The 18,022-nt window shown below is 42.1% G+C and carries 17 protein-coding genes and 3 tRNA genes; 11 read left to right on the top strand and 9 right to left on the bottom strand.

Features of this window, described 5'->3' with window-relative positions; translation table 11 throughout:
* Positions 1–116: 116 nt before the first annotated feature.
* Positions 117–193, bottom strand: a tRNA-Asn gene (locus tag ACTD55_RS06520).
* Between the two features lie 20 nt (positions 194–213).
* A tRNA-Asn gene (locus ACTD55_RS06515) sits at positions 214–290 on the bottom strand.
* Between the two features lie 332 nt (positions 291–622).
* On the opposite strand from ACTD55_RS06515, the gene ACTD55_RS06510 reads away from it, so the two are divergent.
* From ACTD55_RS06510 to ACTD55_RS06495, 4 genes are all read left to right on the top strand, one after another.
* A complete protein-coding gene (locus tag ACTD55_RS06510; RefSeq protein ID WP_438863509.1) occupies positions 623–2,620 on the top strand; it encodes a TonB-dependent receptor plug domain-containing protein in 1,998 nt (665 codons plus the stop codon).
* A 570-nt stretch (positions 2,621–3,190) separates the two neighbouring features.
* Positions 3,191–4,573: an MATE family efflux transporter gene (locus ACTD55_RS06505; RefSeq protein ID WP_438863508.1), complete on the top strand. Its 1,383-nt coding sequence runs from the start codon at positions 3,191–3,193 to the stop codon at positions 4,571–4,573.
* On the top strand, positions 4,570–6,603 hold the full coding sequence (uvrB, locus tag ACTD55_RS06500; RefSeq protein WP_438863507.1) for an excinuclease ABC subunit UvrB: 2,034 nt from the start codon (positions 4,570–4,572) through the stop codon (positions 6,601–6,603). The genes ACTD55_RS06505 and uvrB overlap by 4 nt, the downstream gene beginning before the upstream one ends.
* Positions 6,604–6,762: 159 nt before the next feature.
* Positions 6,763–7,674: a LysR family transcriptional regulator gene (locus tag ACTD55_RS06495; RefSeq protein WP_438863506.1), complete on the top strand. Its 912-nt coding sequence runs from the start codon at positions 6,763–6,765 to the stop codon at positions 7,672–7,674.
* A 53-nt stretch (positions 7,675–7,727) separates the two neighbouring features.
* Here ACTD55_RS06495 and ACTD55_RS06490 read toward each other — a convergent pair whose 3' ends face one another.
* Together ACTD55_RS06490 and queC are read right to left on the bottom strand one after the other, a co-directional pair.
* On the bottom strand, positions 7,728–8,000 hold the full coding sequence (locus ACTD55_RS06490) for a DUF4242 domain-containing protein (RefSeq protein WP_438863505.1): 273 nt from the start codon (positions 7,998–8,000) through the stop codon (positions 7,728–7,730).
* Between the two features lie 152 nt (positions 8,001–8,152).
* Complete coding sequence (queC, locus tag ACTD55_RS06485; RefSeq protein ID WP_438863504.1) at positions 8,153–8,812, bottom strand: 7-cyano-7-deazaguanine synthase QueC; 660 nt, start codon at positions 8,810–8,812, stop codon at positions 8,153–8,155.
* Between the two features lie 202 nt (positions 8,813–9,014).
* Between queC and queE the strand changes: the two genes are divergently transcribed.
* From queE to ACTD55_RS06465, 4 genes are all read left to right on the top strand, one after another.
* Positions 9,015–9,689 (top strand): 7-carboxy-7-deazaguanine synthase QueE, encoded by a 675-nt coding sequence (gene queE, locus ACTD55_RS06480; RefSeq protein WP_438863503.1) that lies wholly within the window; start codon positions 9,015–9,017, stop codon positions 9,687–9,689.
* A gap of 14 nt (positions 9,690–9,703) precedes the next feature.
* Complete coding sequence (locus tag ACTD55_RS06475) at positions 9,704–10,090, top strand: nuclear transport factor 2 family protein (protein ID WP_438863502.1); 387 nt, start codon at positions 9,704–9,706, stop codon at positions 10,088–10,090.
* 17 nt (positions 10,091–10,107) lie between these two features.
* Positions 10,108–10,974 (top strand): amino acid ABC transporter substrate-binding protein, encoded by an 867-nt coding sequence (locus ACTD55_RS06470; protein ID WP_438863501.1) that lies wholly within the window; start codon positions 10,108–10,110, stop codon positions 10,972–10,974.
* Between the two features lie 140 nt (positions 10,975–11,114).
* Positions 11,115–12,329: a glycoside hydrolase family 26 protein gene (locus ACTD55_RS06465; RefSeq protein ID WP_438863500.1), complete on the top strand. Its 1,215-nt coding sequence runs from the start codon at positions 11,115–11,117 to the stop codon at positions 12,327–12,329.
* A 61-nt stretch (positions 12,330–12,390) separates the two neighbouring features.
* On the opposite strand, the gene ACTD55_RS06460 is transcribed toward ACTD55_RS06465, so the two are convergent.
* Together ACTD55_RS06460 and ACTD55_RS06455 are read right to left on the bottom strand one after the other, a co-directional pair.
* Positions 12,391–12,467 (bottom strand) — tRNA-Arg (locus ACTD55_RS06460).
* A gap of 83 nt (positions 12,468–12,550) precedes the next feature.
* The gene (locus tag ACTD55_RS06455; protein ID WP_438863499.1) at positions 12,551–13,711 is read right to left on the bottom strand and encodes a flagellar assembly protein T N-terminal domain-containing protein; all 1,161 of its coding nucleotides are present in this window, start codon (positions 13,709–13,711) and stop codon (positions 12,551–12,553) included.
* Between the two features lie 219 nt (positions 13,712–13,930).
* Between ACTD55_RS06455 and ACTD55_RS06450 the strand changes: the two genes are divergently transcribed.
* A complete protein-coding gene (locus ACTD55_RS06450) occupies positions 13,931–14,392 on the top strand; it encodes an LPP20 family lipoprotein (protein ID WP_438863498.1) in 462 nt (153 codons plus the stop codon).
* Between the two features lie 48 nt (positions 14,393–14,440).
* Here ACTD55_RS06450 and flgN read toward each other — a convergent pair whose 3' ends face one another.
* The 3 genes from flgN to flgA all read right to left on the bottom strand — a co-directional run bounded on the left by flgN (position 14,441) and on the right by flgA (position 16,058).
* Positions 14,441–14,863, bottom strand: coding sequence for a flagellar export chaperone FlgN (flgN, locus tag ACTD55_RS06445; RefSeq protein WP_438863497.1), 423 nt, complete (start codon positions 14,861–14,863; stop codon positions 14,441–14,443).
* 3 nt (positions 14,864–14,866) lie between these two features.
* On the bottom strand, positions 14,867–15,193 hold the full coding sequence (flgM, locus tag ACTD55_RS06440; RefSeq protein ID WP_438863496.1) for a flagellar biosynthesis anti-sigma factor FlgM: 327 nt from the start codon (positions 15,191–15,193) through the stop codon (positions 14,867–14,869).
* Between the two features lie 154 nt (positions 15,194–15,347).
* Positions 15,348–16,058: a flagellar basal body P-ring formation chaperone FlgA gene (gene flgA, locus ACTD55_RS06435; RefSeq protein WP_438863495.1), complete on the bottom strand. Its 711-nt coding sequence runs from the start codon at positions 16,056–16,058 to the stop codon at positions 15,348–15,350.
* A 142-nt stretch (positions 16,059–16,200) separates the two neighbouring features.
* Between flgA and ACTD55_RS06430 the strand changes: the two genes are divergently transcribed.
* Complete coding sequence (locus ACTD55_RS06430; RefSeq protein ID WP_438863494.1) at positions 16,201–17,127, top strand: chemotaxis protein CheV; 927 nt, start codon at positions 16,201–16,203, stop codon at positions 17,125–17,127.
* A gap of 12 nt (positions 17,128–17,139) precedes the next feature.
* Positions 17,140–17,973: a CheR family methyltransferase gene (locus tag ACTD55_RS06425; protein WP_438863493.1), complete on the top strand. Its 834-nt coding sequence runs from the start codon at positions 17,140–17,142 to the stop codon at positions 17,971–17,973.
* Positions 17,974–18,022: the final 49 nt, after the last annotated feature.

Raw genomic sequence — 18,022 nt, 5'->3', positions numbered from 1 at the left:
TATAGGCTATTTAACAACTTGATATATCAGAAAAAAGCTTAACTGAATAAGAAATAGGCATAAGTGGGGGAGATTAAACAGGCGATTGATAAAGCTGAAGTATGCTGATCCAAAATTGGCTCCCCCTCCCCGACTCGAACGGGGGACCTGCGGATTAACAGTCCGTCGCTCTAACCAACTGAGCTAAGGGGGAATCGAATATTGGGTTGAATTTGGCTCCCCCTCCCCGACTCGAACGGGGGACCTGCGGATTAACAGTCCGTCGCTCTAACCAACTGAGCTAAGGGGGAACGGTATTCAACACGTTAAAGGCATTAACCAATATTGCTATCTGACCTGCTTTTCAACGGTGCGGAATATTAATGAGCCAAACCATGCGTGTCAACAGCGCAACACAACTATTTTACTGCTTTTTAGCTGTTTGCCTATTTGCTGTGCAATAAAACGTTTTAAAGGAAGATCAAAACGGCGGTTTGTTGCTCAATTTGACCAAATTACTATCATAACTACAATGAAGGCAATAAATAACTCAAAGGGTAATAGGAAAATATGCTGGGTTAAGGTTGGAAACCGGTTTAAGTTCTTATTTGTGTAAGTGAAAGGATTTTCAGGAGACAAAATTATGCAATTGCGAGCGGCTAATGCTCCTAAGTTGTACTGCATAGTTCATATATTATTAGGAATTGCAGTCTTAACTCTATTTTCATCGTTCGCCAGAGCCGATGATAATTACTTCGATCTTACCTTAGAACAGTTGCTGAATATTAATGTCAGTATCGTGTCTAAAAAGCAGGAGACAATGGCTACGGCTCCTGCCGCTATTTACGTGATTACCAATGAAGATATACAGCGATCTGGGGTAACGACTATTCCTGATGCTCTGCGAATGGTACCGGGACTTAATGTGGCTCAGTCCGATGCTAATAGTTGGGCAGTCAGTGTGCGGGGGTTTAATAGTACTCTCGCCAATAAATTGCTGGTGTTACTGGATGGAAGAACGCTTTATAACCCCGTTTTTGGTGGAGTGATGTGGGAAGCCCATGATGTGGTGTTGGACGATGTTGAGCGCATTGAAGTGATCCGCGGTTCTGGGGGCACGTTATGGGGAGCCAATGCCGTTAATGGTGTTATTAACATCATTACCAAACACGCGATTGATACCCAGGGGACGTTGGCGACAGTAATGTATGGGAATGAAGAACAGGGAACGGTGAGTGTTCGTCAAGGGGGAGAATTTGCCAACAATGCCTATTACCGGGTGTATGCCAAGGCATTTAAGCGTGACAATCTGGAAAAACAAAATGGCGAAGATAACTATGATGCCTGGAACGGTGTTAATGCCGGATTTCGACTGGATTGGGATAGTGAGCTAACAATCGGTGGCGGCGCCTATCAAACCCGGACTCAGCAGCGGAAAATTAACTATTCACTTGTTGCACCATACTCGTCAATTGAAGATCAGACTATCGTCTATCAGGGCGCCAACATACACATGAACTGGTCAGATCAAAATCCTCAAGGGTTAGGGTTTAGTCTGCACTCTTTTCTCGATTGGACTAAACGGGATGAGCCTTTTAACTTCATAGATGAACGGATCACGTTTGATGTGGATACGCAATACAACTGGATGGTGGGGAGCCAGCACGCAATGACCAGCGGGCTGGGAGTTCGATTTAACGCTGACCACAATGTGGGTAATAATAATGTCACGTTTGTGGATAGTAATCGACGCAACCGCCTATTCAGTACATTTATCCAGGATAAAATGACCTTGTCACCAGAACACTGGTTTTTGACCTTAGGTTCCAAATTTGAACACAATGATTTCTCCGGCTTCGAGATGCAGCCCAACATCCGTTTGCAATGGATACCCAATGACCAACAAATGGTTTGGGCGGCGATTTCCGATGCTGTCAGGACACCGACACCCATCGAACAAGAGTTAACCAGTACCATTGCAACGGCCGAAAATGTCAGATTGGCATTTGTACCCAATACGGCATTTAAACCAGAGAAGTTGACGTCCTATGAAATTGGTTATCGAGCCCAGTTGACTCCGAGCTTCTCTATTGATGTGACCGGGTTTCATAACGATTATGATGCGTTACAAACCATATCGGTTGGAGAGCCCTATGTCGTGGATAACGGTTTCAATAATACTTATTTGCTACTTCCGGTAAAATTTACTAATGGCAGTCAAGCGAAGTCTGATGGATTTGAGTCGTTATTTAACTGGATGATAGATCCGGATCTTAAATTGAGCTTGGACTATTCCTATCTGCATTTTTCTCAGCAGCTCAGGGAACCACAAAATAACGATGAGCAACTGGCTAATTTATACCCTAGACATAAAATGGCCTTGAAAGTGTTCTGGAACATTGTGGAAAACTGGACAATGGACACGACCGCTTCGTACGTTGACGATCTGCAAGGCAGCAATATTAAGCACTACACGCGTGTTGATATTAATATCGGTGGTCAGCTATCTGATAATATTCGACTTAATTTAACCGGTCAGAATTTGTTTAACCCCAGCCATATGGAATTTGGAGATGTGACTGATCTTAATAGTGCTTTGGTTGGGCGAAGTGTGTTTGCCAAACTCACTTTCACTTATTAGCAGATTATTTTCTGTACAAGCTTATTGTGACAAAGGTATTACATAAAAATAACTGTATAGAACGATTAGTTATAATGATGGTTGGATATGCTGTTCATTCATCCAGCCTTAACAAATTTGTAACCAATTATAGTCACTCGCAACGTTAGTGCAGACTTACCTTTATTCGAAGCTAATATTGTTGACTAAGCGGCCTGTCAGGGCTGCAATGAGTTATCCACTAAATCTGTGGATAAGTGTGTGAATTGTTCTGTTACAACTTGCTCTACATCAGTAAAAATGCTGTCAAGGGCTAGTGTCGGATAATTCTCAATAAATTAAAAAAGCCATTTAAAACAGTTGGTTATCTTGCTTTTGTGGAGGTTTAATAACTTCTTGCACACAAAACAACCAGTGGTAGTGGTGCTTGTGTGTTGTTTATACCTTTTTCGACTATTAAGATGAAAAACACACAATATATCGATGCTTTGAATAGCTTGTTCTTATAGTCAAATAACTTAAATACTATTGTCGCATGGCATTAAAGGCAGTGGTGCAATATGATAGCGCTTTTAGTCCTCGGAATCGGTAGTGAGTAAAGTCAGTTCAATACCCCCAAAAAATGATTTAATTCATAGTCCCATTGCAAAAACACTTAAAAATATGACCCTGCCGATGATTATGGGCATGGTGATGTTGATGACGTTTGGCTTGGTGGATACATTTTTTGTCAGTTTGTTAGGGACTGAACAGCTTGCTGCGATCAGTTTTACGTTCCCTGTCACGTTTACGCTTATTAGTTTAAATATTGGTCTGGGTATTGGTGCCTCGGCGATTATTGCCCGTTATTTGGGCTCGGGACAAACTCACCTGGCCCGAGAGTTTGCGACGGGGGCGTTAATGCTGTCTTTTATGATGGTTGGTGCGTTGGCATTGATTGGCTGGTTTAGTATTGATCCCATTTTTACGTTATTAGGTGCCGATCCTCAGCAACTGCTTTATATCCGTGACTATATGCATGTCTGGTATGTCGCGGGAGTGTTTTTAGCGTTGCCGATGGTTGGCAATAGTGTGCTTCGGGCTTCCGGTGACACTAAAACTCCAAGTCTGGTGATGGCGACCAGTGGAGTTATCAATGCGATTTTGGATCCCATATTTATTTTTGGCTGGGGACCGGTTCCGGCAATGGGAATTAAAGGGGCAGCTTATGCCACCTTAATCGCATGGCTGATCGGCCTAATTTACATACTGAATTTATTGATTGTAAAACGTAATTTAGTGTTACCCCGCCTATTAACCTGGAGCGAATTAAAGTTATCGAGTGTTAATATCCTCAAGATTGGGTTACCTGCGGCCGGGGCGAATATGCTGACGCCAATTGCCAGCGGAGTATTGACCGCAGTTGTGGCAACCTACGGTTCTGAAGCGGTTGCGACATGGGGGGTGGGAAATCGGCTCGAATCTATCGCCAGTATTGTGATCCTGGCATTATCGATGACACTGCCTCCGTTTATCAGTCAAAATCTTGGGGCAGGTAAAATTAATCGAGTTGAGCAAGCCTACCTGCTATGTATTAAATTTGTACTGGCTTGGCAACTATTTATTTTTGTCATCGTGTGGCTATTATCACCGTGGATTGCTGAACTTTTTGCCAAAGAAGCCAAAGTTGCCGAGTTAATTCAACTATTTTTATCTATTGTTCCACTAGGTTATGGTTTGCAAGGCGTTATTATTTTGACCAATTCTTCATTCAATGCCATGCATAAACCGATGGCGGCCTTATCCCTTAGCGTGATCCGCTTATTTGTGTTTTTTGTACCCATTTCTTATTTGGGGAGTGCTTTGTTGGCATTAAAAGGTATGTTTGCTGCGGGTATCGTTGCCAACCTTATTACCGCAATGATTGCCTACTACTGGTTTAAACGTTTGTTAGTGAGTGAGAATTTGAATCAACTTACTGAGGTCACTTCATGAGTATCGATAATAGTAAAACCAGAGGTTTTCAGCTGAAATCATCCTATCAACCCGCAGGAGATCAGCCTAAAGCGATTGCAGGACTGCTGGAAGGATTGGAAAACGGTCTTGCTCAGCAAACGTTATTAGGGGTGACCGGATCAGGTAAGACTTTTACCATGGCCAGTGTTATTGATAGCGTGCAGCGACCCACCTTGATTCTGGCACACAACAAAACCTTAGCCGCACAGCTTTATGGTGAGATGAAAGAGTATTTCCCCAATAACGCGGTGGAATATTTTGTCTCTTATTATGACTATTATCAGCCTGAAGCCTACGTACCATCTACGGATACGTTTATCGAAAAAGATGCCTCGATTAACGATCACATTGAGCAAATGCGCTTGTCGGCAACCAAAGCGCTAATGGAACGACGGGACGTTATCATCGTTTCCAGTGTATCAGCCATTTATGGTTTGGGTGATCCCGAATCCTATATGAAAATGTTATTGCATTTGCGTCAAGGTGACTTGATGGATCAACGGGATATTTTGCGTCGTTTGGCCGAATTGCAATATAAACGCAATGATATTGCTTTTGAGCGTGGTTCATTTCGAGTGCGCGGTGACGTGATTGATATATTTCCGGCCGATTCGGATCGGCAGGGGATTCGGGTCGAATTATTTGATGAAGAAATTGAAAAAATCAGTTTATTCGATCCCTTAACCGGAGCGGTGGATAAAACCGTGGCTCGGGTAACGGTGTTTCCGAAAACTCACTATGTGACGCCCAGAGAAAAGATTCTGGCCGCGATTGATGAAATTAAAGCGGAACTCAAAGAGCGTCAGGCGCAACTTAAATCAGTCAATAAACTGGTTGAAGAGCAGCGCATTACCCAACGTGTGCAATTTGACATCGAAATGATGCTAGAGCTAGGGTACTGCTCCGGTATCGAAAACTATTCACGTTATTTATCCGGTCGAACTCCCGGCGAGCCGCCGCCGACATTAATCGATTATTTTCCTGCCGATGGATTACTGTTTATTGATGAATCCCATGTCACCGTATCGCAAATTGGAGCCATGTATAAAGGGGATCGCTCTCGTAAAGAAACCTTGGTGGAATTCGGATTTAGGTTGCCATCTGCGTTAGATAATCGGCCATTAAAATTTGATGAGTTTGAACGAATAGCCCCACAAACTATTTATGTATCCGCCACACCAGGTAAATATGAATTAGAAAAGTGTCCTGATGATATTGTGGAACAAGTCGTCAGACCCACTGGATTACTCGATCCGGTCATTGAAATCCGTCCGGTCGCAACACAAGTGGATGATTTGCTTTCGGAAATTCACTTGCGTGTAGCCTTAGATGAACGGGTATTGGTGACCACGCTGACCAAAAGAATGGCAGAAGATCTGAGTGACTATCTGGATGAGCATGGTGTCCGTGTGCGTTATTTGCATTCGGATATTGATACTGTTGAACGGATCGAAATCATTCGCGATTTACGCTTGGGAAAATTCGATGTGTTAGTTGGAATTAATCTGTTGCGTGAAGGCCTGGATATGCCGGAAGTGTCATTAGTCGCGATTTTAGATGCGGATAAAGAAGGCTTTTTGCGGTCTGAACGCTCTTTGATTCAGACCATGGGACGGGCTGCCAGAAATCTTAATGGTAAAGCTATTTTGTATGCTGATCGGGTCACTGGCTCAATGGAACGGGCTATTTCTGAAACCGAACGGCGCCGGCAAACCCAGCAGGAATATAATACTAAGCACGGTATTGTGCCGCAAAAGCTCAATAAAAGTATTACCGATATTATGGATGTTGGTGATCGTAATGGATCCGGTGATGGAAAAGTCAGATTGCGCAAGGTTGCTGAGTCTGGCAGTAAATATAAGGCGTTATCAGCAGAACAATTAATGGCGCAAATATCCGCATTGGAAAAGAAGATGTTTGCTTATGCTAAAGATTTGGAATTTGAGAAAGCCGCGGCGACTCGTGATGAGGTTGAAACCCTGCGTGCGCAGCTAGTAAAAATTGCTTAAAAGGTATTTTATTGATCGGTTTATGGGGGGCGTTGTTGAAAATTCATGCAAACTCGTTCAACCCGTTAACCTAAACCAAAAAAATCTATTTGCCACTGGTGATCTGCGCGTTATAGTATAAAAAGATATACCATAATAATAAAACGCAGGTCGTGGATCATGCTTAACCGCTTACAAGAATCAGATATAAAATTATTGCGGGTATTTTTTGCTGTTGCCTCATGTAATGGTTTTACTGCTGCCGAACCGGTGCTACGAATGCAGCGCCCTAATATCAGTGCAGCGATTAAAAAATTGGAAGAAAGACTGGATCTTATTTTGTGTCATCGGGGGCGGGGTGGCTTCCAGATGACCAAAGAAGGCGAAGTGGTTTTTCAGGAAACCAAACGTATTTTTAATGCCTTTGATAATTTCGTTTTTAACCTGAAAAGTTTGCACGATGATTATTCGGGACATCTCACCATTGTATTGATGTCAGGGTTACCGATGAACGTGCTGGCAGCGGTGAGTAAATCAGTTAAAACCGCCATGAACAAGTTTGAAGATATTCATTTTAACGTGCAAACACGGTTATACAATGAAGTCGAACATGCCGCGTTATCCGGTGAGTGCCATCTGGTGGTGTCTTGCTACGACATGGTTAAACCGGAATCGATTATTTTCCATCCATTGCCTTACAAATGCAGTGGCCGCCTATATTGTGCTAAAACGCATCCATTAGCCAAATATGGTGATGCGTTGCCTGAGTCAATTGATATGCCGGATTATCCCGCCATTGGCATTACGGGGATGTCACCGTCAAATTATATTGGTAATGAACGACGGATGGCGATACAAACGTTTTCTGACTCTTTTGAATCGTGCTTATCGGGGATTTTAACCGGTGAGTATATTGGTTTATTGCCAGATTATTTTGTTGAAGGTAAAGACTATTCTCAGGAGTTGGTTGCCTTGGGCGGGGATGAGTTTGCGTTCAACCACGAGCTATTTGTGATGAACGGCAAGAACACTCGAATGAATCCGGTATTGAAGCATTTTATTCGTGAATTGGAATACTTCGTTACCCAGTAAAATGAAAGCGAACTGGCAATAGAAGCGTATTGCCAGTTCAGTGTTGGCGTTAGTTATTCCGCAGTGGTGGGATCAATAATACTGCGAACCGCCGAGATACTGTTGGCTGGAAAACCGCTTTTTTTCGCGTGCTCCAGTATTGTTTCAGCATCGGGGGCAATGTATACACAGTATGTCTTATTGTCAGTAACGTAGCTCTCTAACCATTGAATTTGTGGTCCCATTTCTTTCAACACACCACATGATTTTTGGGAAATACCCTGAAATTCGCTTGCAGCCAGGTTACCAACGCCATTTATTTCACGTTCTATGACAAACTTTGGCATCATTTAATCCTTATGGATTGTTGGTAAGTAGAATTACGGCTATCGATATTATGCTGTTGAAGGGCTTAGATCGTGATTATGACAAGCCCAATAACAGCATAATTATCAATTCAAAAGCCTAGTTGTCATGTCGGTAAAAGTCCAACGTGGGGTTAGCTCTCATATTGACAAGGATCGACCAATCCATTTGCGGTGAAGGCTTCCAGTCTCTCTTGACAGGCCCCGCATTTTCCACAAGCTTTTTCACGACCGTTATAGCAAGTCCACGTATCGCCATACTCCAATTGCATCGATAAGCCATCGGCTAATATTTCGGTTTTACTGCTGTGCAAATAAGGTGTGACGATTTCAATCGCTTCATAATTAGCAATCGCGCACACATCATTCATTCTTTGTACAAACTCGGGACGGCAATCAGGATAGATGGCATGATCGCCACCATGGGCACCGTAGTAAACCTGCTTAGCATCTATCGATACAGCATAACCTACCGCTAATGATAATAAGATCATATTGCGATTAGGTACGACGGTTTGTGCCATATTGGCAGCTTCGTAATGTCCTTCAGGCATGTCAATATTGTCGGTTAGGGCAGAACCTGCCAGCAAGAAGTTAATTGCACTGATATCCACTACTTTATGTGAAATGCCCGACTTTTGGCATACCTTCGCCGCATATTCGAGTTCTTTACTATGTTTTTGGCCATAATTAAAAGATAAGGCATGTACGTCATAACCTTGTTGGATAACTTTATTAAGAACAGTGAATGAATCCATACCACCGGAATAAATTACTACCGCTTTTTGTGTCATTTAAGGTGCCTTTTTACCATCACGCCGAAAAGAAATTTGCTAAGATACTGGGGATTTTAATCTATAACCTGAACTCGGAATAACAAGTGTTGAAATAAATGAGTTATATCAACACTTCAAATATTTATTCATGCTCACTTGGTGACGAAATTTTTCGTAGATAACAATGCGGAGTTCAGTTTATCTAATGATACAGGAAAATATGACCAGCTATAAGATCAACGAAGTGTTTGAGTCAATTCAGGGTGAAGGGGCTTTTACCGGTGTGCCATCAATATTTATTCGATTGCAGGGCTGTCCGGTTGGATGTTCATGGTGTGATACCAAGCATACCTGGACGGTGGATCCCGACAAACAGCTTTCCGCTGCCCAAGCCATGGCTGAAAATAATGAATCCGATCATTGGTTTACATGTGATACTGATGATTTATTAACATTGTTTACCCAACAGAAGTATCAGGCAAAACACGTTATTATAACCGGCGGTGAACCTTGTATGTATGATTTGCATGGCCTGACAGACGGATTACTTGCAGCTGACTATTCAGTGCAAATTGAAACCAGTGGAACCTTCGAAGTTAAAGCGAATCCGAAAAGCTGGATCACTTTGTCACCTAAAATTAATATGCAGGGCGGCTATGAAGTGCTTGATCAAGTGTTGCAATTGGCCAATGAAATTAAACATCCGGTAGCGATGTCGAAACATATTGATGAACTTGATACCTTATTACAGCGTCAGCAGCATTCACAAGATGTGTTAATTTATCTACAGCCAATCAGTCAACAAAAACGTGCAACTGAACTGGCAGTCAGTACCTGTATTGCCAGAAACTGGCGTTTGTCGTTGCAAACTCACAAGTTTATCGGGATTGAATAAAGGAATAGTAAAATATGCATATTACCGACTTTTTTGCCAGCTATACCCAAGCCTTTAACCAACAGAATGTCGATGATTTAGCGGAGCACTATAATGTGCCGGCGATCGTGATGGAAGGACAAGATAAGCAGGTGTTTACTGATCGGGCGCAAATTCGTCAATATGTGAGTGATGCTATTCAAAATTATCAACAGCAAGGAATTAAGAGCGTTGAATTGGAAGTGCAACATGTGATGAAACTGGCCAATGATTTTATCTTTTGCAAAATCATTTGGCATTTTTATGATAGCCATGGTGAGATAAAACTAGAGTGTCCAATCTCTTATACGATGCAAATGCATAATAATGATGTGACGCATATTGTCGCCATCGTAAAAGACAAAGACAAAAAGATCAGCTAGTCATACAGGTAACCCACATGAAAGTAACTCTCTGGTTAACCTCCATATCGTTAAGTTTGTCGATAGTCGCTCATGCTGCAGTGTGGGATGTAGTATATCCGCGACCGATTAATGAAGCCGATAAGCGTAACGAGTATCCCATTGCGATGTTGAAACTGGCGTTGCAACAAACTGGAGTGAAATTTCAACTTCGTGAATCTGTTAGCCGCATGGAGCAAGGTAAAGCGCTGAGCAGTTTGGCTGCTGGACGTGAGATTAATGTGCTGTGGAGTATGACTGACAGTAATCGTGAATCACAATTAATGCCAATCAGAATCCCGATTTTTAAAGGACTGATTGGCTTACGCCTGTTTTTGATTAAATCCACAAATGTAGGTGATATACAACGAGTTGCTACGTTGGCCGGTTTGCGTGATTTTACGTTGGTACAAGGGCGAGATTGGCCAGATACCAAAATATTTCAGGCCAATGGTTTTGAGGTCATGACTGCGCCTTATTATCCCGGTTTATTTGATTTACTTAAACAGGATCAGGCGGATTTGTTCCCGCGTTCAATTGTAGAAATATGGCCGGAATTGGAAAACAGTCAAGCGGATTTCCCTATCGAGATAGAACAAAAATTAGCAGTTTATTATCCCACCGCCATGTATTTTTTTGTGAATAAGAAGAATGTTATTTTGGCCAATATTATCCGTTCAGGCATGGAAAAAGCGTTGGCCAACGGAGAGTTTGATAAGTTGTTTTTGCAGGTTCATCAGCCTCTTATCGATAAAGCTAACTTGTCACAGCGGACGATATTTAAATTAACCAACCCTATATTACCCAAGTTAACGCCACTTGATCGTGAAGCGCTTTGGTATCCTATTGCTGATATTAGCCAGTAAATAGGGGTATAACATAATCGGCATTTTTTGTGATCACGGCCGAGCATAGTTTCACTTACAGGTAACTCTTGATATAAATACTCACCTATTTGGGATCCGCTTGGGCGATCCAGTTCAGATTAATTATTAGAGGTAAATTGATGAATATAAAAAATAAGTTATTGGGGCGCAGTTTCGTCGTCACTATCTGTGCCTTATTATCGTCTGCATGTAGTTCAGATATGGCTGCTGTCAGTCAGACTGATAAAACCGCGCAGTCATATAATATGGTTGATCCGCAAGCCAGCACCGAGACCCGTGCCTTATTAGCTAATTTGTACCGGATAAAAGATCAACATATGCTATTCGGTCATCAGGATACATTAGCCTATGGGGTCAATTGGGAAGGCGAAGAAGGTCGTTCTGACATTAAGGATGTAACCGGTTCCTTTCCTGCGCTATATGGCTGGGAATTAGGTGGATTGGGCATGGGGCAAAAAGAAAACTTGGATAAGGTTAACTTTGCCAATATGCAACGCTGGATGAAGCAAGTCTATCTCCGTGGAGGGGTGAATACCGTGAGCTGGCACATGTTTGATCCGGTGACTGGCCAAAATTCATGGCATAAAAATGCCTCGGTGCAACAGCTTATTCCCGGTGGTAAAGCTCATCAAAAGTTTAAGCAATACCTTGATACGTTCGTGGCGTTTAACCAGCAACTTAAAGTGACTAATAAACAAGGCAAGCAGGTGAGTATTCCCCTTATCTTCCGACCATGGCACGAGCATACCGGTGACTGGTTCTGGTGGGGCAAGGGACATACCGCCGAGCAGGACTATATCGCTCTGTGGCGCTTTACTGTGGACTATCTTAAATCTCAAGGCGTACATAATTTAATTTATGCTTACTCGCCAGATCGCAGCCGGATTAATTTGGATAACTATCAGGCAGATTATCTATACGGTTATCCGGGGGATAATTATGTTGATGTACTGGGCATTGATACCTATATCGATCTAGGCAGAGATGAAAATATCAGTGTTGAACAACAGAAAGATAATTTTCGTCGTACCTTGGAATATACCGTCGAAATTGCCAAGCAAAAGCATAAACTTCCTGCGGTCAGTGAAGGGGGATGGGATGGCATTAAAGATAATCAGTATTGGACTAATCGGATTTTAGATGTGGTTACCCAAAATGAGACCACCCGCCAGATTGCTTACTTAATGGTTTGGCGTAACGCTAATAAACAGCGCGAACATAAAGAGCACTTTTACGCTCCTTTTGTGGGGCATCCCAGTGCCGACAACTTTAAACAGTTTTACGCCGATCCTTATACGTTGTTTGAAGATAACCTGCCGGATATGTATCAATAAATGTGATTCAGGCTTTGTAGCGAATGGCTATTTAAGGATTAGGTGAGATTAAGGCTGAAAGTGGCGTCCCCTAGAGGATTCGAACCTCTGACCTGCCCCTTAGGAGGGGGCTGCGCTATCCAGCTGTGCCAAGGGGACGCAGATTTTTAAGCGCGGCAACTATACTAAAAACCGGGTTTAAGTGACAACCTAAACCCGGTCATTTTTGCTGTTTAGATATTTTAGCGCCGTAACACAAAATCGTTAGGTTGAATATTGGCTAAAGGCTCTTCGCTGTTTGACTCCAGTAGGGCGGTATCATTAAATACCTGCTTGGCTTCGAGCTTAACCGGATGAATACGGTACTGATAATGCTGATTGCCACTTCGATCATAAAACTGTTCCAATTGGAACAAGCTTAGTTCATCCCCTTGTTTAACCCCATCGCGGCTGCCAAGGTTAATACTGATCTTTTCATCTTTGACCCGTAATATTCGACCAAAGGTTGGCATACAGCTCAGACTTTCATCAATCTGCTGGCTAATATCCTGCAGTAAATTACTGACCTGTAATCCAAATTTTGACGTCCATAGACGGTTACTAGCCGGATCGAGTTGTTCCTGGATAGGGAAGTCCCAAGTGGCGCTGGTATCAAATTGTTGTTTGAAGATTTGCTCACCGGTGGTGCCGTTAAACAGCGTAACCTGTAAGCCAAAATGCCGTTGAGGGTAGTTATCTTGCCAAAATTTCCAACCGTTACTTGAAGGCGGATCAACACTTAACTCTGTGATAGTGCTAAACATGGCATATTGAGTATCTGCCTGGGCGGCAAACTGTATCGCCGCATCGGTATTAATATGTTCGCTACTAGAATAAAAACCGGCCAATTGAGTAATATGGCTGTGCTGGGCATAGCGTTCAAACTCTTGCTGCAATTTGGTGGCAACACTTTTGCCAAGATCAAATAGCCCACCAGTTAACGCTTGTTGACGGTGTTGAATTGGAAACCAGGCGGTTGCAATGGATTTTTTATAGTCGGCGGCACGACACTGAATTTTATTCGGAAAAATATCGGCACGTATTGATACAGTGACAATGTCACCACTCAATTGTTCATTGATTAACTCAATACTGTCCACGTCACCATTGGCACGAATTTCAAAGCGATCATCCTGTAATAAACCATTAGCCATTTTTTGCACGCTGCGAACCGATGCGCCAGCGAATAACAGGGCTTGTTTAATCGCTTCCTGGGTGGCTTCCTGACGGGCTAACTGTGTATTGCCATTTACGATAATGGATTGCCCACTGGCTTCAAACCAAACAGCCTGACAGGGTAAACTGGTTATTATGCACAGTAGTAAAGATAGCCTGATTTTGTGAGTCATATTTTTGACAGTCATTCCTAACATGATACCTAATGTAGTTTGTGACACTGATTGGGGTAGTTATAAGCATTTTTCGTACCTTATTTGTATTATTAGCGGGAAATGTTTCACACACTGGATTAAACAGGTATGGATATTGCTTTATTATTTGGGTGAGTTGAATAATTCAAGCCAGAACATACACCACAGTTTGATGCTGGCATCGAGTACAAAAAGTCGATTTAAGGAATACAGATGAAGTCATTTAAGTTAGCTATTGCTGCAGTCGCACTGACGTTAGGTGGTTGTTCTACCTTTTTTGACAAGAATGTTGAATGGGAATACGTCCAGCCAGATAACTATCCGGTGATTCGCGCTGTAGGTTATGCTCCTATTTCCGCTCAACATGGTGAAAGTGTTTCTTTACGCACCATTCAGGCTATCAAGGCGTCTAAATTAGATGCTTACAGAGAGCTAACCGAACAGGTTTACGGTCAAAAAATTGAAGGTAATCAACAATTATCCAATTTAGTGTTATCTGATAACGGCTTAAAATCATCGATTCAGGGAGTGATCCGTGGCGCTCAAGTCGTTAAGGCTTACGCGGTGGATGAGGATACTTATGTGACTGAATTGGAGCTGGATTTTAAAAAGGTTTATGACATCTACCTGTCTACGGCTAGGCCGAAACGGATTAAAAAAGTCGACTATTATTAAATCTCAAATCTGGCAAAAAACCATATTGAACTTATGCCAACATGTTGCCTAAGCACTTACCCCTTTACCTTTTTTACCGCTGTGAGTCTGACCGGCTTTATCATAGGTCATTGACTCTTTAGCGCGTGATTCAACAATTACATTGCGTAAATGCGCTAATCTTAATTGGCCTTGTTCTACGGCTCGCTGGTTAATTTCGGTACGGTAGCGGCACTCGTTTAATAACTCGTCAATGATAGTGACAGCGGGTTGAATTTCGTCGTTAGAGGGTTGGTGTTGCTGATATAAATTAGCGATGGTTCGATCTTGTTCGGCAATGTCGTTAAGGAGTTGTTCTTTTTCTTCCAGTAGTTTCATTAGTGCATCAGGATTACGGGCACTTATCAGGCTTAATTCGGCTTCCAGCGTTAGTTTTAAGGTTTCCAGTTGCTGTTGTTGAGTAACAAATGCCTTATTAAGCCCGTCATTCATAAATTACTTGATACCGAAGAGTGCGGATTCAAACTTGGAGATATTCTCGGCTAGTTTTTCAGGATTAACCTTATAATCACCCGCTTGAATCGACTTTTTAAGACGATCAACTTTTTCCTGATTGACCGAAGGTGTATCACTGCCTTTTTTCTGCAATTGGGTAAGCTGTTGCGCAGACTGCGTGAGTGATACAGAATCACTTCTAGGTGCAACTGCTTGCTTGGCCTGTTGCGCATTAGCCTGTGCCGTAGACTGATTTTGCTGCTGTTGCAGCTTCTGACTATCTACATGTGGCTTAGGCACATTGTTGTTATTTACGTTCATTGACATTGTCTTAACCTGCTACTTAAAGGAAACCTCTATGAGCTTATCGGCTGTGAATTCAGATACTTTAACAAAATTTAACCACACTGTATAAATATATGAATTCAAAGTAAATCTTAATTAGTTTTAAGGCAGTATTATAGCATTAAAATTGTTCAATTTATAGCCTGACGATCACTTGGTTAATATTTTCCACCTGAGCATTAATTGTCCGCTTGGTACGATCATTTATTACCTGAATCTGCTCGCCAATATTGCCGTCTTGTTGGGCAACACCACTGGCTTTGACTTGAATGCCGGGACCTTGCGCAACAATAGTTATTTCATCGCCTTTACAGATAAAACAAAGTTGGTTCGGGGTGATGGGTTGCCCTGATGTCAGTCTGCGTTTTGAGCGAGCGCCAATAATATCATTCACATTAGCGAAGGTGCTACTACGTAATAAACTTTTATCCATTTGTACCATTTCAACATCATCAGAGCTGAGAATGGCTCCTGGTGACAGGGCATTCGTGGCAATTACCACCGGTTGGGTTTGGGATACCTTAACAATAAAATATAAAAACCAGTCTTGTTCGGCGCAGGCTACTTTTACGGTAATGTTGGCTTGCTGCAATGCATTGGGCGCCGCGGATACGGTGTAAGGTGCTGCGCATTCGGGGATTGTGATTCGTTCATCAATCGGCATGGCCGTGACGGAAATATGCTCATCATTGCCGTTGGATAATTGCTGCATCACATAATTTTCACCTAACTGCATAATTTTTTTATGTGGGTCAAAATCTTCTAAAGCTTGGCAATTAAGGCCGATAAACACTAATGTGAAGACGAATGTTTTTAGTAATCTTATGTTAATTAATATCTTTTTCATGCTCACTTTATTCACTTTGACTATGCTTAAACACTATTTCGTGTATCTTAGTGTCATAATTCGGACGAATTGACTGTATTAATTTGTATTAATATAACAAAGGCAATATTCATGCCTGACTTGATTGATAGTGGAGTAATTAATGGCCGGAGTTCTAGATTCAGTTAATCAGCGTACGCAACTCGTTGGTGCCAACCGATTAGAGTTATTGCTATTTAAGTTAAATGGCCGCCAACGTTTTGGCATTAATGTGTTTAAAGTCAGGGAAGTGTTGCAATGCCCACCTTTAACATCAATGCCAAAATTGAATCCTTTTGTGCGTGGAATCGCTCATATTCGCGGCCAAACTATATCCGTAATTGATTTAAGTATGGCCACTGGCGGTAAACAAATCGACCAGCTGGATAAGCGCTTTATCATTATTTCCGAATACAATCGTTCTATTCAGGGATTTTTAGTGGATTCGGTCGAACGCATTATCAATATCAATTGGGATTCGGTGATGCCCCCCCCAAAAGGCTCAGGTAAGAAAAGTTACTTAACTGCGGTGACTGAAATTGATAACGAATTAGTTGAAATTCTGGATGTGGAAAAAATTCTACATGAAATTTCCCCGATCAATACTGACGTAAGTGATTCAGTGACGGCTAACCTCGATGTGAGTAGCGTCAAAGATAAAATTATTTTTATTGCCGATGATTCATCGGTAGCCCGTAATCAGGTTAAAAAAGCCTTAACCGTACTTGGCCTTAAAATTGAAATGGCGAAAAACGGTTTGGAGGCACTGAATCGACTTAAAGAAATTGCGGCTGAAACCGGCGATGTAACCGATCAAGTGGGCGTTTTAGTGTCGGATATAGAGATGCCAGAAATGGATGGCTACACCTTAACCGCAGAAATTAAAAATTCACCAGAGTTAAAAAACTTGCATATTGTGTTGCATACTTCGCTAAGTGGAGTGTTTAATCAAGCCATGGTTAAAAAGGTTGGGGCGGATGATTTCATCGCTAAATTTCACCCTGATGAATTAGCTTCGGCAGTTAAAAAATGGCTAGGGCTTGATAATTGATAAGGAACTTACGTGTCAACGAATGATTTTGATGCTAAGAATTATAAAGAGTTTTGTGACTATCTAGAAAAGCAGTGCGGTATTGTCTTAGGTGCCAATAAACAGTATTTAGTTCGTAGCCGATTAACCCCGTTAGTTGCCAAACATTCGCTTGATAGTTTATCGACATTGCTGGCTAAGTTTACCCGAGGCATGGATCGGCAATTAAATGCCGCTGTGATCGATGCCATGACCACCAATGAAACCTTATGGTTTCGTGATACTTATCCATTTGAAATTCTTAAAAATCAATTATTGAATAATTTTACCGGTAGACGGACTCCTATCCGTATATGGTCGGCAGCCTGTTCCTCAGGTCAGGAACCCTATTCAATCGCCATGACCATCCATGAATATATGCAAGCTAAACCCGGCGCGTTCCCTGGAGGCGTGCAGATTATTGGTACGGATATTTCGAGCGATATGCTGGAACGATGCAGACGAGCAGAATATAACAACTTATCTTTAGGACGAGGCTTATCCGCGGAACGACGAGCCAAGTTTTTTGAAAATGCCGATAACGGGGAAATGCGCGTAATTAAACCGGTTCGCGATTTGGTCAGTTTTAAACCGATTAACTTGCTTGAATCCTATTCTTCACTAGGTAAATTCGATCTGGTTTTTTGTCGTAATGTTTTGATCTACTTTTCGGCCGAAATAAAAACCCGAATTTTGCAGCAAATTGCCGCAGGGTTGCAGCCAGGCGGCATTTTAATGGTCGGAGCGTCAGAATCGATGACGGGACTATCTGATAAATTTAATTTGCATCGTTGCTCTCCTGGAATGTATTACTCTAAAAAACAATAGTTTACCTGATACCTTTAAACATCATTTCAACTTTATTCACTAATTTGGC

Origin of the sequence: Neptunicella sp., from assembly GCF_048268085.1 — a bacterium.
In the GTDB taxonomy this organism is placed as follows: Bacteria; Pseudomonadota; Gammaproteobacteria; order Enterobacterales; family Alteromonadaceae; genus Neptunicella.
Note: the sequence above shows the minus strand (reverse complement) of the source record. Positions and strands in the feature narration are given on the sequence as shown.